The sequence below is a fragment of the Kitasatospora sp. NPDC089913 genome (genome assembly GCF_044748625.1).
In the GTDB taxonomy this organism is placed as follows: domain Bacteria; phylum Actinomycetota; class Actinomycetes; order Streptomycetales; family Streptomycetaceae; genus Kitasatospora.
On the sequence record NZ_JBIVGI010000043.1, the window covers coordinates 20,530 to 46,816 of the forward strand.

23 protein-coding genes and 1 pseudogene are annotated in these 26,287 nt (G+C 74.0%); 11 read left to right on the top strand and 13 right to left on the bottom strand.

Features of this window, described 5'->3' with window-relative positions; all coding sequences use genetic code 11:
* Positions 1–203: 203 nt before the first annotated feature.
* Entirely contained in the window at positions 204–1,025 is an 822-nt protein-coding gene (locus ACIPYS_RS37440; protein WP_093861815.1) for a purine-nucleoside phosphorylase, read from the bottom strand.
* 140 nt (positions 1,026–1,165) lie between these two features.
* A complete protein-coding gene (locus ACIPYS_RS37445; RefSeq protein WP_030393425.1) occupies positions 1,166–1,603 on the bottom strand; it encodes a gamma-glutamylcyclotransferase in 438 nt (145 codons plus the stop codon).
* 78 nt (positions 1,604–1,681) lie between these two features.
* On the opposite strand from ACIPYS_RS37445, the gene ACIPYS_RS37450 reads away from it, so the two are divergent.
* On the top strand, positions 1,682–3,136 hold the full coding sequence (locus ACIPYS_RS37450) for an NAD(P)H-quinone dehydrogenase (protein WP_093861816.1): 1,455 nt from the start codon (positions 1,682–1,684) through the stop codon (positions 3,134–3,136).
* 236 nt (positions 3,137–3,372) lie between these two features.
* Positions 3,373–4,341, top strand: a complete 969-nt coding sequence (locus ACIPYS_RS37455) for a DeoR/GlpR family DNA-binding transcription regulator (protein ID WP_231978832.1) — start codon at positions 3,373–3,375, stop codon at positions 4,339–4,341.
* A 236-nt stretch (positions 4,342–4,577) separates the two neighbouring features.
* On the opposite strand, the gene ACIPYS_RS37460 is transcribed toward ACIPYS_RS37455, so the two are convergent.
* From ACIPYS_RS37460 to ACIPYS_RS37485, 6 genes are all read right to left on the bottom strand, one after another.
* Positions 4,578–6,350: an acetyl/propionyl/methylcrotonyl-CoA carboxylase subunit alpha gene (locus ACIPYS_RS37460; protein WP_400754722.1), complete on the bottom strand. Its 1,773-nt coding sequence runs from the start codon at positions 6,348–6,350 to the stop codon at positions 4,578–4,580.
* A 281-nt stretch (positions 6,351–6,631) separates the two neighbouring features.
* Positions 6,632–7,507: a hypothetical protein gene (locus ACIPYS_RS37465; protein ID WP_400754725.1), complete on the bottom strand. Its 876-nt coding sequence runs from the start codon at positions 7,505–7,507 to the stop codon at positions 6,632–6,634.
* A 316-nt stretch (positions 7,508–7,823) separates the two neighbouring features.
* Entirely contained in the window at positions 7,824–8,423 is a 600-nt protein-coding gene (locus tag ACIPYS_RS37470; protein ID WP_400754727.1) for a nucleoside triphosphate pyrophosphatase, read from the bottom strand.
* 44 nt (positions 8,424–8,467) lie between these two features.
* Positions 8,468–8,593: a morphogenic membrane protein MmpB gene (mmpB, locus tag ACIPYS_RS37475; RefSeq protein ID WP_286158579.1), complete on the bottom strand. Its 126-nt coding sequence runs from the start codon at positions 8,591–8,593 to the stop codon at positions 8,468–8,470.
* A gap of 532 nt (positions 8,594–9,125) precedes the next feature.
* Positions 9,126–9,347 (bottom strand): acyl-CoA carboxylase subunit epsilon, encoded by a 222-nt coding sequence (locus tag ACIPYS_RS37480; protein WP_093861821.1) that lies wholly within the window; start codon positions 9,345–9,347, stop codon positions 9,126–9,128.
* A gap of 35 nt (positions 9,348–9,382) precedes the next feature.
* Positions 9,383–10,972 (bottom strand): acyl-CoA carboxylase subunit beta, encoded by a 1,590-nt coding sequence (locus tag ACIPYS_RS37485; RefSeq protein WP_400754732.1) that lies wholly within the window; start codon positions 10,970–10,972, stop codon positions 9,383–9,385.
* A 266-nt stretch (positions 10,973–11,238) separates the two neighbouring features.
* On the opposite strand from ACIPYS_RS37485, the gene ACIPYS_RS37490 reads away from it, so the two are divergent.
* The 4 genes and pseudogenes from ACIPYS_RS37490 to ACIPYS_RS37505 all read left to right on the top strand — a co-directional run bounded on the left by ACIPYS_RS37490 (position 11,239) and on the right by ACIPYS_RS37505 (position 16,538).
* Positions 11,239–12,138 (top strand): biotin--[acetyl-CoA-carboxylase] ligase, encoded by a 900-nt coding sequence (locus ACIPYS_RS37490; RefSeq protein WP_093861823.1) that lies wholly within the window; start codon positions 11,239–11,241, stop codon positions 12,136–12,138.
* Positions 12,139–12,457: 319 nt separating this feature from the next.
* Positions 12,458–13,609 carry an adenylate/guanylate cyclase domain-containing protein gene (locus tag ACIPYS_RS37495; RefSeq protein ID WP_093861824.1) on the top strand — a complete coding sequence of 384 codons (1,152 nt, stop codon included), beginning with the start codon at positions 12,458–12,460 and terminating at the stop codon, positions 13,607–13,609.
* A gap of 642 nt (positions 13,610–14,251) precedes the next feature.
* A pseudogene (locus ACIPYS_RS37500) lies at positions 14,252–15,388 on the top strand (diguanylate cyclase domain-containing protein); the annotation flags it as partial.
* A gap of 778 nt (positions 15,389–16,166) precedes the next feature.
* A complete protein-coding gene (locus tag ACIPYS_RS37505; RefSeq protein WP_400754737.1) occupies positions 16,167–16,538 on the top strand; it encodes a hypothetical protein in 372 nt (123 codons plus the stop codon).
* A 33-nt stretch (positions 16,539–16,571) separates the two neighbouring features.
* Here the strand turns inward: ACIPYS_RS37505 and ACIPYS_RS37510 are convergent, their stop codons facing one another.
* On the bottom strand, positions 16,572–17,180 hold the full coding sequence (locus ACIPYS_RS37510; RefSeq protein WP_093861826.1) for a TetR/AcrR family transcriptional regulator: 609 nt from the start codon (positions 17,178–17,180) through the stop codon (positions 16,572–16,574).
* A gap of 147 nt (positions 17,181–17,327) precedes the next feature.
* Here ACIPYS_RS37510 and ACIPYS_RS37515 point away from each other — a divergent pair, with 147 nt between their 5' ends.
* Entirely contained in the window at positions 17,328–18,527 is a 1,200-nt protein-coding gene (locus ACIPYS_RS37515) for a macrolide family glycosyltransferase (protein WP_400754741.1), read from the top strand.
* Between the two features lie 123 nt (positions 18,528–18,650).
* Here the strand turns inward: ACIPYS_RS37515 and fdhD are convergent, their stop codons facing one another.
* A complete protein-coding gene (fdhD, locus tag ACIPYS_RS37520; RefSeq protein ID WP_400754744.1) occupies positions 18,651–19,475 on the bottom strand; it encodes a formate dehydrogenase accessory sulfurtransferase FdhD in 825 nt (274 codons plus the stop codon).
* A gap of 174 nt (positions 19,476–19,649) precedes the next feature.
* Here fdhD and hutH point away from each other — a divergent pair, with 174 nt between their 5' ends.
* Complete coding sequence (hutH, locus tag ACIPYS_RS37525; RefSeq protein WP_400754747.1) at positions 19,650–21,233, top strand: histidine ammonia-lyase; 1,584 nt, start codon at positions 19,650–19,652, stop codon at positions 21,231–21,233.
* Positions 21,234–21,290: 57 nt separating this feature from the next.
* Here the strand turns inward: hutH and ACIPYS_RS37530 are convergent, their stop codons facing one another.
* On the bottom strand, positions 21,291–21,740 hold the full coding sequence (locus tag ACIPYS_RS37530) for a hypothetical protein (protein WP_093861830.1): 450 nt from the start codon (positions 21,738–21,740) through the stop codon (positions 21,291–21,293).
* Positions 21,741–21,961: 221 nt separating this feature from the next.
* On the opposite strand from ACIPYS_RS37530, the gene ACIPYS_RS37535 reads away from it, so the two are divergent.
* Positions 21,962–22,831 (top strand): MurR/RpiR family transcriptional regulator, encoded by an 870-nt coding sequence (locus ACIPYS_RS37535; protein WP_030393442.1) that lies wholly within the window; start codon positions 21,962–21,964, stop codon positions 22,829–22,831.
* Positions 22,832–22,898: 67 nt separating this feature from the next.
* On the opposite strand, the gene ACIPYS_RS37540 is transcribed toward ACIPYS_RS37535, so the two are convergent.
* Positions 22,899–23,378 carry an SRPBCC family protein gene (locus ACIPYS_RS37540; RefSeq protein WP_400754752.1) on the bottom strand — a complete coding sequence of 160 codons (480 nt, stop codon included), beginning with the start codon at positions 23,376–23,378 and terminating at the stop codon, positions 22,899–22,901.
* A 111-nt stretch (positions 23,379–23,489) separates the two neighbouring features.
* Between ACIPYS_RS37540 and ACIPYS_RS37545 the strand changes: the two genes are divergently transcribed.
* The gene (locus tag ACIPYS_RS37545; RefSeq protein WP_159424982.1) at positions 23,490–23,846 is read left to right on the top strand and encodes a hypothetical protein; all 357 of its coding nucleotides are present in this window, start codon (positions 23,490–23,492) and stop codon (positions 23,844–23,846) included.
* A 7-nt stretch (positions 23,847–23,853) separates the two neighbouring features.
* On the opposite strand, the gene ACIPYS_RS37550 is transcribed toward ACIPYS_RS37545, so the two are convergent.
* Entirely contained in the window at positions 23,854–24,417 is a 564-nt protein-coding gene (locus tag ACIPYS_RS37550; RefSeq protein WP_400754755.1) for a Uma2 family endonuclease, read from the bottom strand.
* A 180-nt stretch (positions 24,418–24,597) separates the two neighbouring features.
* On the opposite strand from ACIPYS_RS37550, the gene hutU reads away from it, so the two are divergent.
* Positions 24,598–26,283 (top strand): urocanate hydratase, encoded by a 1,686-nt coding sequence (hutU, locus tag ACIPYS_RS37555; protein WP_093861834.1) that lies wholly within the window; start codon positions 24,598–24,600, stop codon positions 26,281–26,283.
* The last annotated feature ends 4 nt before the right edge of the window (positions 26,284–26,287 follow it).

Below are 26,287 nucleotides of genomic sequence, written 5' to 3' on the forward strand. Positions count from 1 at the left end.
GATGCGGGAGGAGCGGGAGCAGCGGAAGGAGCGGGAGGTGCGGGACGAAACGTACGGCGCGCGGGCGGCGGGACGCGGTGTCCGCGGCCCCCCGGGCGGCGGCGTGTCGGACCCGGGCACGCGGACGGGGCCCGCGGGCGGCTGTGATCACCGGATCACGCCCGTCCGCGGGCCCCGTCGCTCATGTCGCTGTCGCCCCGGCGTCAGATCCGCTCGAGGACCTTGGCCAGCAGCGCGCCCATCCGCTCGGCGGAGGCCTTGCCGGCCTCCAGCACCTCGGCGTGGTTGAGCGGCTCGCCGGTCATGCCGGCCGCCAGGTTGGTGACCAGGGAGATGCCCAGCACCTCGGCGCCGGCCTCACGGGCCGCGATGGCCTCCAGCGTGGTCGACATGCCGACCAGCTCGCCGCCGATCACCCGGGCCATGTTGACCTCGGCCGGGGTCTCGTAGTGCGGGCCGCGGAACTGGACGTAGACGGCCTCGTCCAGGGTCGGGTCCACCTCGCGGCAGAGCTCGCGCAGCCGCTTGGAGTAGAGGTCGGTGAGGTCGACGAAGTTGGCGCCCACGATCGGCGAGTCCGCCGTCAGGTTGATGTGGTCGCTGATCAGGACCGGCTGGCCGGGGACCCAGGTCGGGCGCAGACCGCCGCAGCCGTTGGTCAGCACGATGGTCGCGCAGCCGGCCGCGGCGGCGGTGCGCACGCCGTGGACGACGGTGGCGACCCCGTGGCCCTCGTAGTAGTGGTTGCGGCCCAGGAAGATCAGGGCCCGCTTCTCACCGATCCGGACCGAGCGGATCGTGCCGGCGTGACCGGCCACGGCGGGGGCGGGGAAGCCCGGGAGGTCGGTGACCGGGAACTCCGCCACGGTCTCGCCGAGGGCGTCGGCGGCCGGCACCCAGCCGGAGCCCATCACCAGGGCGACGTCGTGGCGCTCGGCACCGGTCAGCTCGCGCAGGCGCTCGGCGGCGGCCTGGGCGGCGGCGTAGGGGTCGGCGGAGACGACCGACTGAGGAGATGCGTTCACACGTCCGAGGATAGACGGGAAATGGCTACGCGCGTAGAAAATCCTGGTACGACGTGCCGGATCGTTACCCGGATGGCGTGAACGTACAGCTCCGGGGCGGCGGAACGGTGCCGCGACCCGGAGCAATCTCCAAAGAGGTCTCAGCAGGGACGGCGGCGCAGGTCCAGCACGTAGTCGTCGGGGGCGCCGGCGCTCTCCGCCGCGTCCGCGATCAGGCCCAGGTAGCGGGCCGCCGGCAGGCCGCCCTCGTAGTCGTTGAGCACGTACGTCCAGACCGGCACGTCGCCGTCCAGGGTCTGCGCCCGCAGCCTGGTCTTGCGGTAGATGCCGAGCTGGACGCCCTCCCAGCGGTCCAGCCCCTCCTCGTCCATCGGCGACACGTCGTACAGCGAGACGAAGACCTGGTCCTTCTCGTCCTCCACCACGGTGGCCAGCGAGCCCTCCCAGCCGAGGTGCTCGCCGCCGAAGGTCAGCCGCCAGCCGGACAGCCAGCCCGTGCCGCGCAGCGGCGAGTGCGGGGCGCGGCGGGTCATCTGCCGGGCATCGAGGTTGGTGGCATACGCGGCGTAAAGGGGCATGGGGCGAAGCCTACGTTCACCGGCCGATCCGACAGAAGCCCCGACCCCGGCGTGGCAGTGCTCCCGGCGTGCGGGACAATGGGTGACGTGACTCGGATCGTGATCATCGGTGGCGGACCAGGCGGCTACGAGGCGGCGCTCGTCGCGGCCCAGCTCGGCGCGGAGGTGACCGTCGTCGACCGCGACGGCCTGGGCGGATCGGCGGTGCTCACGGACTGCGTGCCGTCGAAGACGCTGATCGCGACGGCGGAGGTGATGACGACCTTCGACAGCTCGTACGAGGAGCTGGGCATCATCGTCGCCGACGACACCCCGCACATCGACTCCCCGGCCAGGGTCGTCGGTGTCGACCTCGGCAAGGTCAACCGCCGGGTGAAGCGCCTCGCGATCGCGCAGTCCCACGACATCACCCAGTCCGTCACCCGCGCCGGTGTCACCGTGCTGCGCGGCCGCGGCCGGCTGGGCGGCGGCGGGCAGGCCGTGGACGGCTCCCGCGAGGTGCTGGTCGACGCCCCCGACGGCAGCGTGCAGTCCCTGCGCGCCGACGCGGTGCTGATCGCCACCGGCGCCCACCCGCGCGAGCTCCCCGACGCCCAGCCGGACGGCGAGCGGATCCTGACCTGGACCCAGGTGTACGACCTGGAGGAGCTGCCGCGCGAGCTGATCGTCGTCGGCTCCGGCGTCACCGGCGCCGAGTTCGCCGGCGCCTACCAGGCGCTCGGCTCCAGGGTCACCCTGGTCTCCTCGCGCGACCGGGTGCTGCCCGGCGAGGACCCGGACGCCGCCGAGGTGCTGGAGGAGGTCTTCCGCCGCCGCGGCATGAACGTCATGAGCCGTTCCCGCGCCGAAACGGTCAAGCGGATCGGCGACACGGTCGAGGTCACCCTCTCCGACGGCACCGTGGTCGAGGGCACCCACTGCCTGATGGCCGTCGGCTCGATCCCGAACACCGCGGGGATGGGCCTGGAGGAGGCCGGGGTCAAGCTCAACGACTGGGGCCAGATCCAGGTCGACCGGGTGTCGCGCACCTCCGCCCCCGGCGTCTACGCGGCCGGCGACTGCACCGGCGTCTTCATGCTCGCCTCGGTCGCCGCCATGCAGGGCCGGATCGCGATGTACCACGCGCTCGGCGACGCGGTGCAGCCGCTCAACCTCAAGACCGTGGCCTCCAACGTCTTCACCGACCCCGAGATCGCCACCGTCGGCTACACCGCGGCCGATGTGAAGTGCGGCAAGATGGACGCGGTCGAGGTCAAGCTCCCGCTGCGCGGCAACCCGCGCGCCAAGATGCAGGGCATCCGGGACGGCTTCGTGAAGCTGTTCTGCCGCCCCGGTACCGGCATCGTCGTCGGCGGCGTGGTCGTCGCCCCGCGGGCCAGCGAACTGATCCACCCGATCGCGCTCGCGGTGGACGCCAATCTGACGGTCGAACAGGTGGCCAGCGCCTTCACCGTCTACCCGTCGGTCTCCGGCTCCACCGCCGAGGCCGCCCGCCAGCTCCACATCCGCAAGCGCGACGCGGGCGAATCCTGAGCCTCCGGTGCCCAGTTGAGGGCGGTCGCCGTTCGGCGGCCGCCCTTCGCGCGTCCGGGGGCGTCACCCGGACGGCGGGCGCAGCCCCGGCGTACCGGCGGCGCGAATTGTACGGTCACGCGCCGCTCGGGCGTGAGCAATTCCCGCTACTAGCAGCAAACGCCTGAAAGCAGACGGTCACGCAGGTTACCGTCGGTTCTGTGTTTGCAGCAGAACGTCGCCAGTTGATCCTCGAAATGGTGCGCGCCAACGGAGCCGTCTCGCTCCGGGAGTTGGCCCGCGTCGTCCAGACCTCCGAAGTGACCGTACGCCGCGACGTACGGGCGCTGGAGGCAGAAGGGCTCCTCGACCGCCGGCACGGCGGCGCGGTGCTCCCCGGCGGCTTCAGCCGCGAACCCGGCTATCCGCAGAAGACCCACCTCTCCGCCGCCGAGAAGAGCGCCATCGCCGATCTCGCCGCCGGACTGGTGGAGGAAGGCGACGCCGTGGTGGTCGGCGCCGGCACCACCACCCAGGAACTCGCCCGCCGACTCGCCCGGGTGCCCGGGCTGACGGTGGTCACCAACTCCCTCCTCGTGGCCCAGGCCCTGGCGCACGCCAACCGGGTCGAGGTGGTGATGACCGGCGGCACCCTGCGCGGGTCCAACTACGCCCTGGTCGGCAGCGGTGCCGAACAGTCGCTGCACGGACTGCGGGTCACCAAGGCCTTCGTCTCGGGCAGCGGGCTCACCGCCGAACGCGGACTCTCGACCACGAACATGCTCTCCGCGAGCGTGGACCGGGCACTGGTGCAGTCGGCCGCCGAGGTCATCATCCTCGCCGACCACACCAAGCTCGGCGCGGACACCATGTTCCAGACCGTCCCCACCGAGACCATCACCCGGCTGGTCACCGACGAGCACGCCACCGCGGACGACGCCACCGCCCGCGAACTGGACGCGCTCGCCGACTGCGGGGTGCAGATCGACCTCGCCCCGCTCGGGGCCCCGCCGCCCGGCGACGCCCCGGTCCACGGCACCGGCAGCGGCCCCGTCCACCAGACCCAGCCCGGTCCGCTGGCCCGCCGCAGCGCGCCGCCGCCCGGCGGGGCGCCGCTGCCCGGCCAGCGGCGGCCGGGCACCCACGGCGGTCCCGGCGGGCCGGGCGGGCCCGGTGGACCGCTGCCGGTCAGACTCGCCGAACTGGGCCTGCCGCGCGGGCGCTGAGGCCCGCGGGGCGGGGGCGCCGCTCCGGCGCTTCGGCTTGCCGTCGCGTCGCCGTGCCGCCGTGCCACTGCGCTGCCGTGCCACCGCGCCGCCGTGTTGCCGTACCGCCGCTCTGCCGCAGCACCGTGTTGCCGCGTCGCCGTACCACCGCACCGCCGCCGAAAACGTGACCGGTCCGCACACCCGAAGGTGTACGGACCGGCGGCGGACCTCTCGGTGCCCGATCGGGCCCCGGATCAGTCCTTGATCTCGCAGAGCGCCGCGCCGCTCGAGACGCTCGCACCCACCTCGGCCTTGAGGCCGACGACCGTGCCCGCCTTGTGCGCGTTCAGCGGCTGCTCCATCTTCATCGCCTCCAGGACGACGATCAGCTCGCCCTCGGCGACGACCTGACCCTCCTCCACCGCGACCTTCACGATGGTGCCCTGCATCGGCGAGGCCAGCGTGTCACCGCCGACCGCCGAACCGGCCTTCTTGGCACCGACCCGGCGCTTGGCCTTCGCGGCCCCCGCACCGGCCGCCGGGGCGGCGGCGACACCCAGCGAGGACGGCAGCGAGACCTCGATCCGCTTGCCGCCGACCTCGACGACCACGGTCTCCCGGCCCTCCGCCTCCTCGCCCTCGCCGGCGGCACCGGCGAACGCGGGAATCGTGTTGTCGAACTCGGTCTCGATCCACCGGGTGTAGACCGTGAACGGTCCCTCGCCGCCGTGCACCTCGGGCGCGAACGCCGGGTCGGTCACGACCGCCTGGTGGAACGGGATGGCCGTCGCCATGCCCTCGACCTTGAACTCGGCCAGCGCGCGCCGCGCCCGCTCCAGCGCCTGCTTGCGGTCCCGGCCGGACACGATCAGCTTGGCCAGCAGCGAGTCCCAGGCGGGGCCGATGACCGAACCGCTCTCCACACCCGAGTCCAGCCGGACGCCCGGGCCCGACGGCGGCGCGAACAGCGTCACCGTGCCCGGCGCGGGCAGGAAGTTGCGGCCCGGGTCCTCGCCGTTGATACGGAACTCGAAGGAGTGACCCCGCACCTCCGGGTCGTCGTAACCGAGCTCCTCGCCGTCCGCGATCCGGAACATCTCCCGGACCAGGTCGATCCCGGTGACCTCCTCGGTGACCGGGTGCTCCACCTGCAGACGGGTGTTGACCTCCAGGAAGGAGATCGTGCCGTCCGTCGCCACCAGGAACTCGCAGGTGCCGGCACCCTCGTAGCCGGCCTCCTTGAGGATGGCCTTCGACGCCCGGTACAGCTCGGCGTTCTGCTCGGGGGTCAGGAACGGCGCGGGCGCCTCCTCGACCAGCTTCTGGTGCCGGCGCTGGAGCGAGCAGTCACGGGTGGACACGACCACCACGTTGCCGTGCTTGTCCGCGAGGCACTGGGTCTCGACGTGCCGCGGGTTGTCCAGGTAACGCTCGACGAAGCACTCGCCGCGACCGAAGGCGGCGACCGCCTCCCGGACCGCCGAGTCGTACAGCTCCGGGATCTCCTCCAGGTTGCGGGCGACCTTGAGGCCGCGGCCGCCGCCGCCGAAGGCCGCCTTGATGGCGACCGGCAGACCGTGCTCCTGGGCGAAGGCGACGATCTCCTCGGCACCCGAGACCGGGTCCGGGGTACCGGCGACCAGCGGGGCACCGGCGCGCTGCGCCACGTGCCGGGCGGTCACCTTGTCACCCAGGTCGCGGATGGCCTGCGGCGGCGGGCCGATCCAGGTGAGGCCCGCGTCGAGCACGGCCTGGGCGAAGTCGGCATTCTCCGACAGGAAGCCGTAGCCGGGGTGGACGGCGTCCGCACCGGAGTCGGCGGCGGCCTGGAGGACCTTGGCGATGTCCAGGTAGCTGGTGCCGGGGGTGTCGCCGCCCAGCGCATAAGCCTCGTCGGCCGCGCGGACGTGCAGCGCATCCCGGTCCGGCTCGGCGTAGACGGCGACGCTGGCGATACCGGCGTCCGAGCAGGCCCGGGCGACGCGGACAGCGATTTCCCCGCGGTTGGCGATGAGCACCTTGCGCACTGTGGCTCCCTTCTTGAACCTCGTTGAGTTTATGGATTCCTGGGCAGTACCGGCGAGTAGCCCCAGGTTGTGAACTATCCCACACAGAGGGTGATGCGCCCGAGCGGGCGGTGGGCGGCCCGACGGGAGTATGTGCAGGTGGTGGCGCATGCGGCCTGGGTGGTGCGGCGACTGCGCTCGGTGACGGGGCGGCGTGGCGGCGTGACGGGTACGGCGGGCCGGGTGGCACCTGCCGTCGGTCTGCGTGCCGTTGGTGCGCGTGCCGTTGGTGCGCGTGCCGTTCAAGGAGCGGGGGTGGATGCGGGGGTCGGGCCGGGAGTCGGTGCGGGAGTCGGTGCGGGTGCCGTCGTGGACGCCGTCGCCGACGCCGTTGCGGGTGCGACCGCGGGCGTGGTTCCGGGAGTGGTTCCGGCGATGGTGTCCGGACCGCCCGGAGGGGTCGGCGGGTGCTCGACGGCCAGGGCGGTGACGTCGGCGATCTGCTCGACCACGTCCGGCCCGTACGCGCCGGGGTTGACCACCTTGAGCAGCAGGGCGAAGGTGCCGTCCGTGCCGTACAGGCGGACCAGCCGGCGGTGGTGGGCGACCAGGTGGCGGACGCCGGCGTGGTTGGCGATACCGGTCTGGCCGGAGATCAGGAAGACCGGGCGGCCGTGCCCGGGCGTGGCGAGCCGGGCGAGCAGGACGTACTCCCCGGCCCGGAGGTCGGCGGCGTACGAGCGGCCGCCGATGGTGATGGTGTTGTCCCGCACCTCCCGGTCGTTGGAGATCACGACCCCCGGCAGGCCCCAGGCCAGGTGGGCGGCCATCCGGTCGTTGGAGACGGGGCCGCCGAAGCAGAACTCGGTCTTGGTGCCGAGGCCGCGCGGGGCGGCGTCGTGCGCGACCAGGTCGGTGTGCGCGCCGCACTCCTTCACCAGGGCGGCCAGTTCCATCAGCGCGTAGGCGTCGCGCCGGGTGACCGTCCGGGGGTGCGCGCCGGTGCCGATGCTGCGGTTGACCACGATCAGGCACTCGCTGCCGGCGGGCAGGCCGAGGAAGTCCCTGGTCCGTTCCAGCCGGCGTCTTCGGCGCAGGCTCTGGCCGAGCCAGCCGAGGACAGCACTGATCGCGCTGGCCACCAGGCCCAGCAGGACGTTGAGCAGACTGTCGGTCATCCGCTCGCCATCTCCCCCGTCGGTTTGGAGCGTCGGCGCCGTCCGGGCGCCCCTCTAGCGTGCATCACATCGGATTGTCGGATGGTGAGATGGCGACAATTGTGCCGCTCTTTGGCGCGTGGGCGACGCCCCGGCGGCGTTCCGGTGGCCGACTTCCGGCGCGTGGGGGACGCTCCGCCGCGACCGGGCCCGCGGTGCGCGCGGGTCCGTCGTATGCGCAGGGCCCGGTGCGGGTGCGGGGCTTCGGCGCGGGGCGCCGTGGGTGCGGGTGCTGACCGTGGGCGCGGGCGGTCGGGCTGCGGATCCGGTCGGCCCGTCAGACCCAGAGGTCGGTGATCCGCACGCCGAGTTCGGCGAGCAGCCCGCGCAGCAGCGGCAGCGAGAGCCCGATGACATTGCCCGGGTCGCCGTCGATGCCCTCGACGAACGGGGCCGAACGGCCGTCCAGGGTGAACGCCCCGGCCACGTGCAGCGGTTCGCCGGTCGCGATGTACGCGGCGACCTCGGCGTCGTCCGGCGTGCCGAAGCGGACGGTGGTGGAGGCGGTGGCGGAGGCCTGCCGGCCGCTGACGGTGTCGATCACGCAGTGGCCGGTGCGCAGCACGCCCGCCCGGCCGCGCATGGCCTGCCAGCGGGCCAGTGCCTCGGCCTCGTCGGCGGGCTTGCCGAGGGCCTGGCCGTCCAGCTCCAGCACCGAGTCGCAGCCGATCACCAGTTCGCCCTCGGTGAGCGTGACGGCGACGGCCTTGGCCTTGGCCTTGGCGAGCACGAGGGCGAGTTCGGCGGGGGTGGCGGCGGTGATGGCGTCCTCGTCGACGCCGCTGACCACCACGCGCGGGTCGAGGCCCGCCTGGCGCAGCAGCCCGAGCCGGGCGGGGGAGGCGGAGGCGAGCACGAGGGAGCGACGGTCGGTCATGCCACCAGGGTAGAGGGCTGCTCCGGGCGGTCGTTCCGCGGTCGTCAGACCATCAGCAGGACGGCGATCACCAGCGCGAGGACGGCGAGCACATGACCGGCCCGCTGCAGCCGTCGCTGCATGCGCCGTGCTTCCGGGGAGGGCTCGTCGCGGGGGTCTGACCAGAGCATCGTTCCAGGGTGCGCCCCCGGTCGGCGGGACGCCTGAGTATCCGTACTCAGCTTTCGGGGCAATCCGGGCCCTCGGCGGGGTGCTCCTTCCTGCCCGCACTTTGCAAAGTGGGCACTTTGCAAAGTGCGGCTACTGAGCGGGCGCCGAAGCGTCCCGGTGCGGCCCGATGTGCTCGTTGTGGGGGTGTGAGCTGGGGAAACACGCGGTTTTCGCGCGGATTTCGCTGGGCGGTCGCCCGCTGCGGGGCCCGCTCCGCACCGGTCGGAGCGGGCCCGAGGAGCGTGCACTTTGCAAAGTGCACGCTTTGCAAAGTGCGCCCACCGCATCGACGCGTCCACGCGTCCACGCCCACACTCACGGACCCACGCGCGCACCGACGCCGACCTGCCCAGGAGGGAACGGCATCGGGGAGGAACGGCACCGGCAACAGCAACGGCCGCTCGGCACTGCAGCGCGCAGTGCCGAGCGGCCGTTCCCACCGTCCCCCGACGCCGACGTGGCGGCACCGGGGACGGTCGGCGCCGAGCGGTGCTAACCGGCCCAGCCGGAGGTGCGCCAGGCGTTGACGCCGGGGCGCGGGGTCGCGCGCAGCCGGCGCGCGCGGTCGTTCCAGGCGGAGTCCGGGCCGGCGCCCGCGCGGCGGGCCGCCTCGGCGGCGGCCTGCGCGGCGGCGGCCCGGGACTGGACCACCGCCAGGACGGTGGCCAGCTCCTCGGGGGTCGGCTGCCCGTGCAGCACATGGATCGGGGCCATGCTCAATCCTCTCGCGATCCTCCTGAGAGGAGCCACTACAGCGGAATGTTGCCGTGCTTCTTCGGGGGCAGCACCTCGCGCTTGCCGCGCAGCGCGCGCAGGCCGCGGACGATGTGCCGGCGGGTCTCGCTGGGCGCGATGACCGCGTCCACGTAGCCGCGCTCGGCCGCCAGGTACGGGTTGAGCAGGGTGTCCTCGTAGGAGGCGATCAGCTCGGCCCGCTTCTCGTCGGCGAGGCCGGCCGCGTCGGCCTCGGCGATCTCCCGCCGGTGGAGGATGTTGACCGCGCCCTGCGCGCCCATCACGGCGATCTGCGCGGTCGGCCAGGCCAGGTTGAGGTCGGCACCGAGGTGCTTGGAACCCATGACGTCGTACGCCCCGCCGAAGGCCTTGCGGGTGATCACGGTGATCAGCGGGACGGTGGCCTCGGCGTAGGCGTAGATCAGCTTGGCGCCGCGGCGGATGATGCCGTCCCACTCCTGCTCGGTGCCGGGCAGGAAGCCGGGCACGTCGACGAAGGTGATGACGGGGATGTTGAAGGAGTCGCAGGTGCGGATGAAGCGCGCGGCCTTCTCGCTCGCGGCGATGTCGAGGCAGCCCGCCAGGTCCATCGGCTGGTTGCCGACGATGCCGACCGGGTGGCCCTCGACCCGGCCGAAGCCGGTGATGATGTTGCCCGCGTAGAGCGGCTGGGTCTCCAGGAACTCGCCGTCGTCGAGGATGTGCTCGACCACGTGGTGCATGTCGTACGGCTGGTTCGCCGAGTCCGGCACCAGGGTGTCGAGTTCGAGGTCCTCGTCGGTGACGGAGAGGTCCGCCTCCTCCGGGAAGGCCGGCGGGTCGGAGAGGTTGTTGGAGGGCAGGTACGAGAGCAGGCTCTTGACGTACTCGATCGCCTCCTTCTCGTCCGCCGCCAGGTAGTGCGCGTTGCCGGACTTGGTGTTGTGGGTGCGCGCGCCGCCCAGCTCCTCCATGCCGACGTCCTCGCCGGTGACGGTCTTGATCACGTCGGGGCCGGTGATGAACATGTGCGAGGTCTGATCGGCCATCACCACGAAGTCGGTGATCGCGGGGGAGTAGACCGCGCCGCCCGCGCAGGGGCCCATGATCAGCGAGATCTGCGGGACCACCCCGGAGGCGTGCACGTTGCGGCGGAAGATCTCGCCGTACAGGCCGAGCGAGACGACGCCCTCCTGGATCCGGGCGCCACCGGAGTCATTGATGCCGATGACCGGGCAGCCGGTCTTCAGTGCGAAGTCCATGACCTTGACGATCTTCTCGCCGAAGACCTCGCCGAGCGAGCCGCCGAAGACGGTGAAGTCCTGCGCGAACACCGCGACCTGACGGCCGTCCACGGTGCCGTAGCCGGTGACCACGCCGTCGCCGTACGGCCGGTTCTTCTCCTGGCCGAAGTTGGTCGAACGGTGCCGGGCGAACTCGTCGAACTCGACGAAGGAGTCCTCGTCCAGCAGCTCCACGACGCGCTCGCGGGCCGTCAGCTTGCCCTTGGCGTGCTGCTTCTCGACCGCCTTGGCGGAGCCGGAGTGCACCGCCTCGTCGATCCTTCGCCGGAGGTCGGCGAGCTTGCCGGCGGTGGTGTGCGGGTCGTGCGACGCCTCGGTCATTCCGGTGGCTCTCCCTGATCCTGGGCCGCGACCTGTTTTCGGTGGCGCGGGCCGGGTGGGGGCGGCGCGGACGAGGGGTGCAGGGCGGCACAACGAACTACCGTTGGGTAGCGTAGCCAGCGCGGAGGGTCGGCGTAATGTCCGGCGGTTATGGTCAGCGCCACAGTGTCGTCGGCCCCCGTTCCGGGAGACGATGGGACGGCGTATGGGACGGCGTACGGCCTCCCGGCCGGTGCGGGGCGCGGTGTCCGCCTAGGGTGAGCCGCATGACCTCCGACACCCCCCGCCGCAGTGGACTGCGCGGCCTCGGCCACGCCGGGCCGTCGCCGTGGACCGATCTGGACCGCCCGCCGCTGGACGCCGCCACGCTCCGCCGGGACCTGGTGCGCCCCGGCGGGCTCTGGACCTCGCTGGACGTCGTCGAGGAGACCGGCTCCACCAATACCGACCTCGCCGCCCGGGCCCGCGCGGGCGCCCCGCAGGGCGCGGTGCTGATCGCCGAGTCGCAGAACTCCGGCCGCGGCCGGCTGGAACGGCAGTGGAGCGCGCCCGCCCGTTCCGGTCTCTTCCTCTCCCTCCTGCTTCGCCCGGACGAGGTACCCGTCGAACGGTACGGCTGGTTGCCGATCCTGGTCGGCGTCGCCGCCGCGAGCACCCTGGGCCGGGTCGCGGAGGTCGAGGTCGGCCTGAAGTGGCCCAACGACCTCCAGGTGGAGGTCGACGGCGCGGAGCGCAAGATCGGCGGCATCCTGACCGAACTGGGCGGCGGGGCGGTGGTCGCCGGTCTGGGCCTCAACGTGTCGTTGCGGGCCGCCGAACTGCCCGTGCCCACCGCCGCCTCGCTCGCCCTGGCCGGTGCCGCCGTCACCGACCGGCCCACCCTGCTGCGCGCGCTGCTGCGCGAGTTCGCCGAGCTGTACGGGGAGTGGACGGCCGCCGGGGGCGACCCGCACACCAGCGGCCTGCTGCGCGCGTACGCGCAGCGCTGCACCACGCTGGGCCGGCCGGTGAAGGTGCTGCTGCCCGGTGACCGGGAACTGGTCGGCGAGGCGGTCGCGGTGGACGGCGCCGGGCAGCTGGTGGTCCGCACCCCGGACGGCGGCCGACGGGCGGTCGGCGCGGGGGACGTCGTCCATGTGCGCCCGGAGCCGCGCGACGGGCGGTAGCGCGGGCACCCGGAACGGCCCGGGCGGTGCGGGGCGGCGCCCGGCCGGGGCGTACGCGGGCACCGCGCCGTCCCTGGGTCGGGCCTCGCGCCGGGCCCCGCGCCGTCCCTGCGCCGGACGGGTCGCGCGCCGTGCGCCGGGCGGGTCACCGTGCCTCCCCTTACCTCCCCTTGACTCGGGCGGATGCCCCGGATCGCGCGATTCCGTGCGAACATTCCACCTGGCAGCAGTGTGAGGCGCGCCACTGCCCGAACGGGGGCGGCCGCGCCCGCACTGGCACGACACGAGGCGAGTGCGGCGACCGCACGGGGACGGACCGGTGGCAGAGGACGGCAGCAACGGCGGCGGCCACGGCGCCGACGGCAACGGCGGCCCGGCGGGCTCCGACGACCAGACCGTCGCCCTCGACCTCGAACGCCTGATCCTGGACGCGCCACGCCGCTACACCCCGTACCAGGCCGCGCGGGCCGCCGACGTCCCGATGGAACTGGCCACCCGCTTCTGGCGGGCGATGGGCTTCCCGGACATCGGCCAGTCGCGGGCGCTGACCGACGGCGACGTGATCGCGTTGCGCCGGCTGGCGGGCCTGGTCGAGTCGGGTCTGCTGAGCGAGTCGATGGCGATCCAGGTGGCCCGTTCCACCGGGCAGACCACGGCCCGGCTCGCGGGCTGGCAGATGGACACCTTCCTGGAGAACCTCACCCAGTCCGTCGAGCCCGGTCTCACCCGGGCCGATGTCGCCTACCCGCTGGTCGAGCTGCTGCTGCCGGAGCTGGAGCAGTTCCTGGTGTACGTCTGGCGGCGGCAGCTGGCCGCCGTCACCGGCCGGGTGGTGCAGGCGGCCGAGGACAACGAGATCACCAGCGGCCGGCTCGCGGTGGGCTTCGCCGACCTGGTCGGCTTCACCCGGCTGTCCCGGCGGCTGGAGGAGGAGGAGCTCGGCGAGCTGGTCGAGACCTTCGAGAACACCTGCTCGGACCTGATCGTCGGCCGGGGCGGCCGCGTGATCAAGACGCTCGGCGACGAGATCCTCTTCGTCTCCGAGGACCCGGTGATCGCGGCCGGGATCGCGCTCAGCCTGATCGAGGCGCTGGCCGAGGACGACACCATCCCCGCGCTGCGGGTCGGCATGGCCTTCGGCACGGTCACCTCGCGGATGGGCGACGTGTTCGGCACCACGGTGAACCTGGCCAGCCGGCTCACCTCGATCGCGCCCAAGGACGCGGTGCTGATCGACGGCGAGTTCGCGGCCGCGCTGGAGCAGTACGGCAGCGTCGCGCCGGCCGGGGAGGACGGGTCCGGGCTGGCCGACGCCCTGTCGGTGGCCGCTGGGCTGCCGCCGACCGGTCACCACGGGCCGCTGCCGGAGGCCGGGCACCGGTTCAATCTGCAGCCGATGTGGCGCCGTCCGGTGCGGGGGCTCGGGCTGGTCGAGCCGTGGCTGCTCTCCCGGCGGCCGCACGGGGAGTAGGGTCCCGGCCTCGTACGGGCCTGGTCACGGGCCTGGTCACGAGCCTGGTCACGGGCCTCGTCACCGGTCCCTCCGCCGATTCCGGCAACGGCCCGTCACCGGCGGAACCGCCCCGCCCGTCACCGCCCCCGTGGCCGTCCGTCATCGCTGCGCGCCGCCCTCCCGCCGTCCTACGGGCGCCCTCCCGCCGTCCGACGGGCGCACGACGGGCGCCCGTCGGGCCACGCCGAACGGTGGAAGGCGCGCGCGGTCCGGCGAATCCCGGCTCCCAAACAGGGCATAACCGAACGAAACCGCCATAGTCTTGGTGCAGGCGCTCCGGTCCGGGCGGCCGGAGTGGCGAACCGTCGGGCGGGTAACCGATGTCGGACGGGTAGGACCTTCGGGAGCCTTCGGTGGTGGCACCGGTACGGACGGTGCGGGCACGGCGGTCGTCCGCCGGCCACCAGGAGGACCGGGCACAGGGAGCGAGGCGAGCCGGTGAGCAGTGAGGCGATCATGACGGACCGCGACTGCGACCGGACGCGGCAGCCGGCGGCCGGCGGTCCGGTGCCCCCGGCTCCCGGAGCGCCCGGCGATGCCCCCGTCGGTGCCGCGGCCACCGACGCGCGGCTGACGGCCGTGGTCGAGCTCGCCCAGGACATGGCGGGGGCGCTCACCCCGCTGGAGGCGGTCCGGGCCGCCGCCGCCCGTGCCACCGCGGCGCTCGACGCCGCGATGGCCGCCGTCTCGGTCTGGGACCGCGAGTCCGGGCGGCTGCGGGTCCTGGTCAACCACGGCGAGCTCTCCCCCGGCGAGGAGGAGCTGCCCGAGGACGAGTCCTACCCGGTCGCCGACTTCCCCGAGATCGTCACCTACCTGGAGGAGCGCTGGAGCACCGGCCGGCTGCCGCGCGCCTGGGTGCAGAGCGCCGACAACTCCCAGCCGCACGCCGGGCACACCCACCCGACCGCCGGCGCGTACTGCCAGGAACGCGCCGCCGCGCTGCGCCGACGCGGCCGGGCCTGCTGCGTGGTCGCCCCGATCGTGCTGCACGGGCAGGCCTGGGGCGAGCTCTACCTGGCCCGGACCGCGGGGGCGGCCGAGTTCACCGAGGCCGACGCCGACTACGCGACCCTGCTCGCCGCCCAGATCTCGGCCGGCCTGGCCCAGACCGAGCGCCTCGCCGACCTGCGCAAGCTCGCCTTCTCCGATCCGCTCACCGGCCTCGCCAACCGGCGCGCGGTGGACGCCCGGCTGGAGAGCGCGCTGGCCGCCCACAACCGGGACAACACGGTGGTGTCCCTGGTCGTCTGCGACGTCAACGGCCTCAAGCGGGTCAACGACCAGCTCGGGCACGAGGTGGGCGACCGGCTGCTGGAGCGCTTCGCCCACCAGCTGTCGCTGGCCGCGGCGAAGCTTCCCGGGAGCCTCGCGGCCCGGCTCGGCGGTGACGAGTTCTGCCTGCTCGTCGAGGGCCGCAAGGCGGACGAGGTGGTCGCCGTCGCCGAGGAGCTGTGCGCGCGGGCGCTGGCCCTGGCCGAGGGCGAGGGCGTCGCCTGCGGGATCGCCTCCACCGGGGACTCCATCGGTCCCGTCACCACCCCCGACCGGCTCTTCCGGCTCGCCGACGCCGCGCAGTACCGGGCCAAGGCCGCCCGCGCTGCGCACCCGGTGGTCGCCGGCCGCAGCCACGGGCCGGGCTTCGCCCCCGACCCGACGGTGCTGCTCGCGGACGCCGCCGACCCGCAGTACCGCACCGACGGGCGCCCCCGCTCCGGCGGCCGGGCCGGTACCGGCGACCGCCGGCGGTTCCGCGGCGCCGCGCACAGCGCCGATCCCGGCCAACTGCTCACGGCGGTGCTCGCCGCGCTCGACCGGCAGGGCGCCGCCCGCGCCGTCCACCCGGCCGACACCATGGGCAAGCTCGCCGTCGTCGCGGAGACCACGGCCCGGCTGCTGGACGCGGTCGGCTGGTGGATCTCCTACGTGCCGCCCGGGTCGCAGCTGATGCACACCGCGCGGCACGCCGTCTACCGGATGACCAGCGGGCCGAGCAGCACCCGGGCGGAGACCCAGCGCGCCCAGATCGAGGCCCCGGACGCCGTCTTCGACCTCCGCCACTACCCGCTGACCCGGACCGCCGTGCGCGGCGGCGCCTTCGCGCTGCGCGCCGGGGCGGCGGGCAACGACCCGGCGGAGGAGGCCATGCTGGTGGTCGCCGGTTACCGCGGCATGGTCGCGGCCGGTGGCCAGAACCCGGCGGGCGGCTGGCTGCTCGAACTCTTCGCCGACGACGCCACCCTCCCGCTCGGCCAGGTCGCCTCGGCCCTCCGCGCCCTCGTCGCCGTCGCCCTCGCGGGCCCCGCCTCCCCGCCCGGCACCTGACCCGCGGCCCGGTCCCGGGGCGGCGTCGGGACCCGGGTGCCCCGGGGAGTGTGGTGCTTCGGTGACCGGTTGGTTCCGAGCCGGTCGCGGTCCGGTTCCGGGGGTGGGCGGGGCGGGGCGGGCGTGGGATGGTGTCGGCGGTCGGCGGGCCGTCGGGGTCGCGCCGGATCGATGACGGGGGTTGATTCCTGTGCGTGCTCGGGTGACGGGCCTGGTGCTCTCCGCGGTGCTCGCGTTCGGCGGGACGGCGCTGGCGGCCGCGCCGGCGGCCTCGGCCGCTCCGGCTGCGTCCGTGGCTTCCGTGGCCTCGGTGGCTTCCGTTGCCTCCGCGACCGGGGCCGGGGTGCGGACGGCGGCGGGGCAGGGCGCCGGGCAGGTCGGGGCGGCGACGGAGCGTCACGACGCCGCGCAGCTCGCCGCGTCCAAGGACAAGTCGAAGAAAAAGAAGAAGAAGGGCCTCGGCAAGATCATCGGACTGGTGATCGGCATCGGTGCGGTGCTGTTGGTGATCGCGGTGATCGTCGTCGTGGTGCTGATGCTGCGCCGCCGCAACCGCTCCTGAGGCCTGCCCCGGTCCCGGTCCGCCCGGGCGTGCTCAGTCCCGGGCGGGGCCGAGTGCGCCCAGGACGGCCGCGACGACCTGGTCGGCGTAGCCGGGGTCGAGCGGGCCGAGGCCGTGCAGCCACCGGTAGTACAGCGGGCCGTAGAGGAGTTCGACGGCGAGGTCGAGGTCCGCGTCGGCGCGCAGCTGTCCGGCCTCGCGCGCGGTTCGCAGGCGTTCGCGGGTGACGGTCAGCAGGGGGTCGAGCAGGCGTTCGCGGTAGTCGCGCAGCAGGGCGGGGTCGGTGAGGACCTCGGCGGTGAGGGCGCGGCCGGTGCGGTCGAAGGCGGGGTCGGCGAGTTCGAGGGCGGTGAGCCGCAGGACGGTCCGCAGGTCCTCGCCGAGGTCGCCGGTGTCGGGGAGGGCGAGACCGCCGGAGGGGTTCTCGTTGGCGGCGAGGAAGGCGTCGAAGACGACGGCGCCCTTGGAGGGCCACCAGCGGTAGATGGTCTGCTTGCCGACGCCGGCGCGGGCGGCGATCTTCTCGATGGTCAGCTTGCCGAAGCCGAGTTCGGCGACGAGTTCGGCGGCGGCGGTGAGGATGGCGGCGCGGCTCTGTTCGCTGCGGCGGCTCGGGTCGGGGGCGGTCTGCGGTCCGGTCATGGGCGCCATTCTAGCGAGACAACGAGACGATCCGTCTCGTCTTGACAGTGCGGATCCGCCGGGGCATTCTGGTGGCACGTCAACGAGACGAACCGTCTCGTCTCGACAGAGACGGTCGCAGCACAGCCTTCCGAGAGGACCACCGAGATGACCCGCTCCGCCCATGTCGCCATGGTCTCCATCCCGGCCCACGGCCACGTCAACCCGAGTCTCGCCCTGATCGCCGAGCTCGTCGCCCGGGGCCACCGGGTGAGCTACGTCAACGCGCCGTCCTTCGCCGACACGGTCGCGTCCACCGGCGCCACGCCCGTCCCGTACGACACCGCGCTGCCGCTCGACGGCGACCCCGCCGGGTGGCCGGAGGACCCGGTCGCGGTCCAGGACGTCTTCCTCGACGACGCCCTCGCGATGACCCCGGCGCTGCTGAAGCTCTTCGCCGAGGACCGGCCCGACCTCGTGCTGTACGACATCGGCGCCTTCGCCGCCCGGGCGGTGGCGCAGGCGCACGGCGTGCCGGTGGTGCAGCTGTCGCCCACGATGGTCGGCTGGGAGGGCATCGAGGAGGACATGGCCCCGATGTTCGAGATGCTCCGCACCGGGCCCGGCGGTCCCGAGCACTACCGGCGGTTCGCCGACTGGCTGACCGGCAACGGCCTCGCCGTCCAGGACGTCGAGCGGGACGTCGAGCGGTTCAAGAACCGTCCGGACCGCGCGCTCGCGCTGATCCCCCGGGCCCTGCAGCCGCAGGCGGACCGGGTCGACACCGACCGGATCACCTTCGTCGGCCAGTGCTTCGGCGACCGCTCGCACCAGGGCCGCTGGCAGCGGCCCGCCGGGGCGGACAAGGTGCTGCTGGTCTCGCTCGGCTCGGCCTTCACCGACCGGCCGGCCTTCTACCGGGCCTGCCTGGAGGCCTTCGGCGGCCTGCCCGGCTGGCACGTCGTCCTGCAGATCGGCCGCCACACCGACCGGGCCGGGCTGGGCGAGGTGCCGGCCAATGTGGAGGTGCACCGCTGGGTGCCGCAGTTCGACGTGCTGGCGCAGGCGGACGCCTTCGTCACCCACGCCGGCACCGGCGGCGCGAGCGAGGGCCTCTTCCACGGGGTGCCGATGATCGCGGTGCCGCAGGCCGTCGACCAGTTCGCCAACGCGGACTCGCTGGTGGCGCTCGGGGTGGCCCGGCGGCTGGACACCGAGGACGCGACCGCCGAGGCGCTGCGCTCCGCGTTGCTGGAGCTGACCGGGGACCCGACGGTGGCCGGGCGGCTGGCCGAGGAGCGCGCCGCGGTCCGGGCCGAGGGCGGCACGGCGCGGGCGGCGGACCTGGTCGAGGCGGAGCTGCGGTGAGGCGGGGCGGGCCTCGCCGAGGAGCTGGGCCTGACCCTGGTCGGGTCGGGGCTGCGTGGGGCGGGGCGGGCCCGGTCGGGGTGGGGCGAGGGGGCGAGTCGGGCCCGGGCGCGGTGGCGCGGCTCAGGCGATCCGGTCGGGCCGGGTGTAGACGTTGGCGCCCTCGCCGCGCAGGAAGCCGACCAGGGTCAGGCCCAGCTCCTCGGCGAGGTCCACGGCCAGCGAGGACGGCGCCGAGACCGCGGCCAGCAGCGGCACCCCGGCCAGCGCCGCCTTCTGGGTCAGTTCGAACGAGGCCCGGCCGCTGACCAGGAGCACGTGGCCGGTCAGCGGCAGCAGGCCCTCCCGCAGCGCCCAGCCGACCACCTTGTCCACCGCGTTGTGCCGCCCGACGTCCTCCCGGGCGCACAGGAGTTCGCCGGTCCGGCCGTCGAACAGGCCGGCCGCGTGCAGGCCGCCGGTGGAGTCGAAGGTGCGCTGGACGGCGCGCAGCCGGTCCGGCAGGGCGTAGAGCAGCGCGGGCGGGACGCTCAGCGGGTCCGCGTCGACCGGGTGCCGGACGTGGGTGCGCACGGCGTCCACGGTGTCGCGGCCGCACAGTCCGCAGGCGCTGGTGGTGAGCAGGTTGCGGTGGGCGGAGAGCGGCAGCGGGCGGCCGGTGTCGCGCAGCGTCGCGTCCACCACGTTGTAGGTGTTGGCGCCGTCCGCGTCGGTGCCGGCGCAGTAGCGCAGCGCCGCCAGCTCCTCGCCGGTGGCGACCAGGCCCTCGCCCACCAGGAAGCCCGCCACCAGGTCGAAGTCCTGGCCGGGGGTGCGCATGGTGACGGTGAGCGGTTCGCCGCCGAGCCGGATCTCCAGCGGTTCCTCGGCGGCGAGCGCGTCGGGCCGGGTGCTGCGCCCGTCCCCGCGCAGCCGGAGCACCCGCCGCCGTGCCGTCGCCCGCGTCATCGTCCCGCCCGCCTTCCCGTCCGCCGCGCCCGGCGTTGCGCCGTCCGCCTCCCCACAGCGTGCGGCACCGGCCCGGTTATTCGAAAATCCTGATGACCGGCCGGTCCGGCCCGGGGAGTTTCGACCGGGCCGAGATGGTTGTCATATCTCCATTCACCTGCTGAGATGATGCATATGGATATGCACAGTGCTGCGGCCGCCCACGCGCCGCTCGTCCAGGTCGGCAAGGCCGACGTCGGCGCCGAGGACGTGCTGGCCGTCGCCCGGGGCAACGCCCGGGTCGAGATCGGCCCCGACGCGATCGCCGAGATGGCGACCGCGCGCGCCCGGATCGACGCCCTGGCCGCCGAACCGCGCCCCGTCTACGGCGTCTCGACCGGGTTCGGCGCCCTCGCCGTCCGGCACATCAGCCCCGAGCTGCGCGCCCAGCTGCAGCGCTCGCTGGTGCGCTCGCACGCCGCCGGGATGGGCCCGGTGGTCGAGCGCGAGGTCGTCCGCGCGCTGATGTTCCTGCGCATGAAGACCCTCGCCAGCGGCCGCACCGGCGTCCGCCCGCTGGTCGCGCAGACCATGGCGGCCCTCCTCAACGCCGGCATCACCCCGGTGGTCCGCGAGTTCGGCTCGCTCGGCTGCTCCGGCGACCTCGCGCCGCTGTCGCACTGCGCGCTCGTCCTCATGGGCGAGGGCGTGGCCACCGGCCCGGACGGCGTCGAGAAGCCGGCCGCCGAACTGCTCGCCGCCGCCGGCATCGAGCCGGTCGAGCTGCTGGAGAAGGAGGGCCTCGCCCTCATCAACGGCACCGACGGCATGCTCGGCATGCTGGTCATGGCCATCGCGGACCTGCAGCGGCTGTTCACCACCGCCGACATCACCGCCGCGATGACCCTGGAGGCCCTGCTCGGCAGCGACAAGGTGCTCGCCCCCGAGCTGCACGCCCCGATCCGCCCGCACCCCGGCCAGGCCGCCGCCGCCGCCAACATGCTGGCCGTGCTCCGCGGCTCCGGCCTCACCGGCCACCACCAGGACGACGCGCCGCGGGTCCAGGACGCCTACTCGATCCGCTGCGCCCCGCAGGTCGCCGGCGCCGGCCGCGACACCCTCGCGCACGCCCAGCTGGTCGCCTCCCGGGAGCTGGCCGCCTCGGTCGACAACCCGGTGGTGCTGCCGGACGGCCGGGTCGAGTCCAACGGGAACTTCCACGGCGCCCCGGTCGCCTACGTGCTGGACTTCCTCGCCATCGCCGCCGCCGACCTGGGCTCGATCTCCGAGCGCCGCACCGACCGGCTGCTCGACAAGGCCCGCTCGCACGGCCTGCCGGCCTTCCTGGCCGACGACCCGGGCGTGGACTCCGGCCTGATGATCGCCCAGTACACCCAGGCGGCGCTGGTCAGCGAGAACAAGCGGCTCGCGGTGCCGGCCTCGGTCGACTCGATCCCCTCCTCGGCCATGCAGGAGGACCACGTCTCGATGGGCTGGTCCGCCGCGCGCAAGCTGCGCCAGTCCGTGGAGAACCTCGGCCGCGTCCTGGCCGTCGAGCTCACCGCCGCCGCCCGGGCGCTGGAGATCCGCCGGCAGGCCGGCACGGGCGCCGAGCCGGCGCCGGCCACGGCCGCGGCGATGGAGGCCGCCCGTGCCGCCGGGGTCGGCGGCGCCGGTCGCGACCGCTTCCTCTCGCCGGACCTGGAGGCCGCCGCCGCGCTGGTCGCCTCGGGCGAGCTGGTGCGGGCCGTCGAGCGGGTCACCGGCCCGCTGGCCTGACCTCCGCGCCGCACCGCACGGACGGGGCGGGTGACCGGTGGCCGCGAAGGCCGCCGGTCACCGGTCCCAGTCGCTCTCCGGGGCCTTCGTGCCGCGCTGCTCCTGGATCCGCTCGGCGAGCGCGGAGGAGACGTTGACGCCGACGATGCCGCCCCAGCACACCAGCAGGCCCCAGAAACCGGAGCTGCCGGCGGCGATGCCGGACAGCGGGATGCCGAGCACCAGCGAGATGATCGGGAGCCGGGTCGCCGACCGGCCGCCGAAACGGCGCGGCCCGTACCCCGGACGGGCGTACGCCCCGGCCGGTCCGTGGCCCTCGGCGGGGCCGTAACCGTCGGCCGGGCCGAGCCGCTCGGCCACCCGGCGCTCCACCCGGGCGTCCAGGCGGGCGTCGATCCGGGAGAGGAAGGAGTCGACGAGTTCCGACTCGTACTCCGGGCCGAGCTCCTTGCGGGCCTGCAGCGTGGCGTCCAGATCGCGCCGCAGATCGTCCTGACGAGTGTCCATGGGCACCAGCTTCCTCCCCCCGGGGACCGCCGGTCCATCGGTCCGACGGGGATTCAGGGCGGTCTCAGGGGTATCTCAGGGTCACCCCGAGACGGGCCCGCGCCCCGCCCGGGGACCGCTCCGGGAGGTCTCGCCCGATGTCCCGTCGGGCGAGACGTCTTTGCCAGCGGCCGTCCGCTGCTGCACAGTCGTCCGAACAGCTCGCATCCGGAGGTACCGCCATGACCGCCACCGACGACGCCGGCACGGTCGGTCCCTCCGCCCGGCTGCTCCAGCTCTTCGAGGGGCACCGGCTCACCCCGACCCAGCGGCGGATCGCGCACTCGCTGGTCCGGCACGCCACCGAGGCGCCGTTCCTCTCGAGTGTCGAGGTCGCCGAACTCGCCGGTGTCAGCCAGCCCTCGGTGACCCGGTTCGCGGTGGCCCTCGGCTACGACGGCTACCCGGCGCTGCGCAAGCAGCTGCGCGAACTCGGCGCCGGCGAGGCAGCCGCGCCCGAGACCCCGGCCGACGCCGTCCGCAACGAGCACCAGCAGGCCGTGCTCGCCGAGATCGAGCACCTGCGGCACCTGGCCGAGCTGCTCGCCGACCCCGAGCCGATCGCCCGCGCCGCCCGGCTGCTGGCCGCCTCCCGCCCGCTGCCGGTGCTCGGCCTGCGGGCCGCCTCCGCGCAGGCGCGCGGCTTCGCCTACTTCGCCGCCAAGGTGCACCCGGACATCCGGCTGCTGGACGAGGGCGGCAGCATGCTCGCCGACCGCCTCGAACAGGCCGCGGCCGCGGGCGCGAGCGTGCTGCTCTGCTTCGCCCTGCCGCGCTACCCGCGCGAGCTGATGGACGCCCTGGCGGTGGCCCGGGAGTGCGGGCTGACCGTCGTCACCGTGGCCGACAGCGTCTTCGCGCCGGTCGCCAAGCTCTCCGACCTGATGCTGCCGGCCGCCGTCGGCACCGGGCTGGTCTTCGACACCGCCTGCGCTCCGATGATGCTGGGCCGGGTGCTGCTGCAGACCATGTGCGACGAGCTGCCGGGCGCCGAGGCGCGGTTGGAGGCCATCGAGCAGTCGGCGGCCGCCCGGGGGCTGTTCCTGGAGTAGCCCGGCCCCCCGGGGCGGGGCTGGGGGGCTGTTCCCGGTGCGGTCCGGCCTGGTGGTCCGCCGCGGGTCAGGCCTCCAGGGTCCGCCGGATCCGGCGCAGGGTCGCCCGCATGCCGGCCCGGTTGTGCGCGGCCCGCCGCTCCGGGGCGACACCGCTGAAGACCTTGCCGAGCAGTTCGGCGGCGGGTGCGCCGCGCCCGGTCCGCAGGTCCCGCCAGTACTCGGTGAGGATCGTGCCGCCCTCGCCGTCCGGCGCGAACCGGTAGCCCCACTCGGCGATCGGCAGCCCGAACGCGTCCACCCGGAACGCGAAGTCGCTGCCGGGGCGGGCCGTCGTCACCCGGCAGGTGGTGAACCAGACGAACAGGCCGCGCCGGTTGAAGCCGACGAACCGGTCCCCGGCCCGCAGCGGTCCCCGTCGCGCCCACACCGCCCGGCACTCGGGGCTCCACTCGCCGGTCCGCCGGACGGTGCTGACGGCCCGGTAGACCTCCGTCGGCGTGGCGGCCACACCGATGCTCTCCTCGACGCCCCACTCGCGGTCCATCGCCCGCCCTCCCCGTTCGTCCGCGCGGCCAGGAACCACCGCCCCGGCGACCGTACCCGCAGGTTGGCGATCCGCCCAGGGCGGGCATCATTCCGGTCAGGGGGTGCCGCCATGCGTGTGATCCACGAAATGAAGTTCGTCGGCCGGCTCGCCTCCGGAGCCGACGAGTGGTCCTGCCCGACCTGCGGACGGCGCGTCACCCTGCGCCGTCTGCCCGATCCCGAACTCACCGTGCTCGACCCGGGCGACGAGAGCGTCGTCCATGTCGGCGTCATCGAACCCGACGCCCGCGCCGCCGCGGCCGCCGAACAGTACGGCCTCGGCCCCGTCCAGGAGATCCCCCGCCCACCCCGGACCCCGGCACCGCCCACGCCTTCCGGCGCCCGGTCCGCCGAGGGCCCCGACGACGCCGACCGCCGCTGGCTCGCCGAGATCGGCATCGACTGGGACGGCGACGCGGCGGCCTGAGGGCCGGTCAGCGCCGGGGCGCGTACAACGGCAGGTCCACGGTCGGCAGTTCGTCCGTGAACGGCGCGGTGAGCGGCACCGGCTCGCCGTACCTGCCGCGCAGCACGCCCCGGTACTCCCGGTCGCGCGGGTGGGTGAAGTACGTCCAGGTGCCCTTGCGGGGGTCGACGGCCAGGAGTGCGGCGAGCCCCGCGGCGGCGTACCAGTCGGCCCCGGGAGTGGTGCCGCTCGCCCCGTCGGCCCTGGCGGCCACCTCCACCGCGAGTGCCGCGTCCCGGGGGTCGGCGAGCCACTCGTCGCTCCTTCCCCAGTCGGTGGGGAGGACGACGAGGTCCGGGGTCGCGTAGTCCTCGTCGTCGTCCGGTGTGCCCACGGACGAGACCTGGTAGCCGGCGAGCCCGGCCGGCAGCCGCTGGTCGAGCCGGACCCGCAGCCGGCCGACGGTCCCCGCGTGCTTGCCGCAGGGGGGAGGGGCCGCGATCAGGGATCCGCCGATGATCTGCACACGGAGGCCGGTGGTTCGCGCGAGCTCCTCGGCGATGTCCCGGAGTCTGCCGGGGGCTGCCTTCATCGGGTCTCCGTGGGGCGGGGCTGGGCCGAGTGGCTGGTGTCGGCCGTCGTTCAGCGTAGCGGGGGTACGACCTCGCCGCGGGCGCTGATCGGATGTGCGCAGGTCTGGCCGAAGGCTGAATGTTTGGATATATTCAGCGAAGTCGAGCCTGAATGAATTCATCCGCAAGGAGGCCGGGACATGGTGCAGCAGGCGAGTGGGCCGCGAGAGGTGCGGGCGGCGCGGGGGACCGGGCTGACCACGCAGGGGTGGCAGCAGGAGGCCGCCCTGCGGATGCTCATGAACAACCTCGACCCCGAGGTCGCCGAGCACCCCTCCAAGCTGGTCGTCTACGGCGGCACCGGCAAGGCCGCGCGCGACTGGCGCTCCTTCGACGCCATGGTGCGCACCCTCGAGGGCCTGAAGCAGGACGAGACCATGCTGGTCCAGTCCGGCCGGCCGGTCGGCGTCATGCAGACCCACGAGTGGGCGCCGCGGGTGCTGATCGCCAACTCCAACCTGGTCGGCGACTGGGCCAACTGGGAGGAGTTCCGCCGCCTGGAGAGCCTCGGGCTCACCATGTACGGCCAGATGACCGCCGGTTCCTGGATCTACATCGGCACCCAGGGCATCCTCCAGGGCACCTACGAGACCTTCGCCGCCGTCGCCAACAAGCGCTTCGACGGCACCCTCGCGGGCACCATCACCCTCACCGCCGGCCTCGGCGGCATGGGCGGCGCCCAGCCGCTGGCCGTCACCATGAACGGCGGCGTGGCGATCTGCATCGACTGCGACCCGTCCCGGATCTCCCGCCGGATCGAGCACCGCTACCTGGACGTCGAGGCCAAGAACCTCTCCCACGCGCTGGAGCTCGCCACCGCCGCCCGCGACAAGAAGCAGCCGCTCTCCATCGGCCTGCTGGGCAACGCCGCCGAGCTGTTCCCGCAGCTGCTGGCGATGGACGCGCCGATCGACATCGTCACCGACCAGACCAGCGCCCACGACCCGCTGAGCTACCTGCCGGTCGGCGTCTCCTTCGACGACATGGCCACCTACGCGGCCGAGAAGCCCGCCGAGTTCACCACCCGCTCGCGCGAGTCGATGGCCAGGCACGTCGAGGCGATGGTCGGCTTCCAGGACCGCGGCGCCGAGGTCTTCGACTACGGCAACTCGATCCGCGGCGAGGCCCAGCTGGCCGGCTACGACCGCGCCTTCGCCTTCCCCGGCTTCGTCCCCGCGTACATCCGGCCGCTGTTCTGCGAGGGCAAGGGCCCGTTCCGCTGGGCCGCCCTGTCCGGCGACCCGCAGGACATCGCCAAGACCGACAAGGCCGTGCTCGACCTCTTCCCGGAGAACGAGTCGCTGCACCGCTGGATCAGGATGGCCCAGGAGAAGGTGCACTTCCAGGGCCTGCCCGCGCGGATCTGCTGGCTCGGTTACGGCGAGCGCGACAAGGCCGGCGAGCGCTTCAACGACATGGTCGCCTCCGGCGAGCTGTCCGCCCCGATCGTCATCGGCCGCGACCACCTGGACTGCGGCTCGGTCGCCTCCCCCTACCGGGAGACCGAGGCGATGCTGGACGGCTCCGACGCGATCGCCGACTGGCCGCTGCTCAACGCCATGGTCAACGTCGCCTCCGGCGCGTCCTGGGTCTCCATCCACCACGGCGGCGGCGTCGGCATCGGCCGCTCGATCCACGCCGGCCAGGTCACCGTCGCCGACGGCACCGCGCTGGCCGGCGAGAAGATCCGCCGGGTGCTCACCAACGACCCGGGCATGGGCGTCATCCGCCACGTCGACGCCGGCTACGACCGGGCCGACGAGGTCGCCGCCGAGCGCGGTGTGCGCGTCCCGATGAACGAGCACGGCTCGACGGGCGAGCTGTGAGCGA

Excerpts from the sequence above, each read along its gene's own strand:
- ACIPYS_RS37545 (WP_159424982.1), top strand. The coding sequence starts at position 23,490 with ATGCGTGTGATCCACGAAATGAAGTTCGTCGGCCGGCTCGCCTCCGGA.
- hutH (WP_400754747.1), top strand. The coding sequence starts at position 19,650 with ATGGATATGCACAGTGCTGCGGCCGCCCACGCGCCGCTCGTCCAGGTC.
- ACIPYS_RS37510 (WP_093861826.1), bottom strand. The coding sequence starts at position 17,180 with ATGACCGGACCGCAGACCGCCCCCGACCCGAGCCGCCGCAGCGAACAG.
- ACIPYS_RS37470 (WP_400754727.1), bottom strand. The coding sequence starts at position 8,423 with ATGACCGACCGTCGCTCCCTCGTGCTCGCCTCCGCCTCCCCCGCCCGG.
- ACIPYS_RS37535 (WP_030393442.1), top strand. The coding sequence starts at position 21,962 with ATGACCGCCACCGACGACGCCGGCACGGTCGGTCCCTCCGCCCGGCTG.
- ACIPYS_RS37445 (WP_030393425.1), bottom strand. The coding sequence starts at position 1,603 with ATGCCCCTTTACGCCGCGTATGCCACCAACCTCGATGCCCGGCAGATG.
- hutU (WP_093861834.1), top strand. The coding sequence starts at position 24,598 with ATGGTGCAGCAGGCGAGTGGGCCGCGAGAGGTGCGGGCGGCGCGGGGG.
- mmpB (WP_286158579.1), bottom strand. The coding sequence starts at position 8,593 with ATGCTCTGGTCAGACCCCCGCGACGAGCCCTCCCCGGAAGCACGGCGC.
- ACIPYS_RS37490 (WP_093861823.1), top strand. The coding sequence starts at position 11,239 with ATGACCTCCGACACCCCCCGCCGCAGTGGACTGCGCGGCCTCGGCCAC.
- ACIPYS_RS37515 (WP_400754741.1), top strand. The coding sequence starts at position 17,328 with ATGACCCGCTCCGCCCATGTCGCCATGGTCTCCATCCCGGCCCACGGC.
- ACIPYS_RS37530 (WP_093861830.1), bottom strand. The coding sequence starts at position 21,740 with ATGGACACTCGTCAGGACGATCTGCGGCGCGATCTGGACGCCACGCTG.
- ACIPYS_RS37465 (WP_400754725.1), bottom strand. The coding sequence starts at position 7,507 with ATGACCGACAGTCTGCTCAACGTCCTGCTGGGCCTGGTGGCCAGCGCG.
- fdhD (WP_400754744.1), bottom strand. The coding sequence starts at position 19,475 with ATGACGCGGGCGACGGCACGGCGGCGGGTGCTCCGGCTGCGCGGGGAC.
- ACIPYS_RS37485 (WP_400754732.1), bottom strand. The coding sequence starts at position 10,972 with ATGACCGAGGCGTCGCACGACCCGCACACCACCGCCGGCAAGCTCGCC.
- ACIPYS_RS37540 (WP_400754752.1), bottom strand. The coding sequence starts at position 23,378 with ATGGACCGCGAGTGGGGCGTCGAGGAGAGCATCGGTGTGGCCGCCACG.
- ACIPYS_RS37550 (WP_400754755.1), bottom strand. The coding sequence starts at position 24,417 with ATGAAGGCAGCCCCCGGCAGACTCCGGGACATCGCCGAGGAGCTCGCG.
- ACIPYS_RS37450 (WP_093861816.1), top strand. The coding sequence starts at position 1,682 with ATGGGTGACGTGACTCGGATCGTGATCATCGGTGGCGGACCAGGCGGC.
- ACIPYS_RS37480 (WP_093861821.1), bottom strand. The coding sequence starts at position 9,347 with ATGGCCCCGATCCATGTGCTGCACGGGCAGCCGACCCCCGAGGAGCTG.
- ACIPYS_RS37455 (WP_231978832.1), top strand. The coding sequence starts at position 3,373 with ATGGTGCGCGCCAACGGAGCCGTCTCGCTCCGGGAGTTGGCCCGCGTC.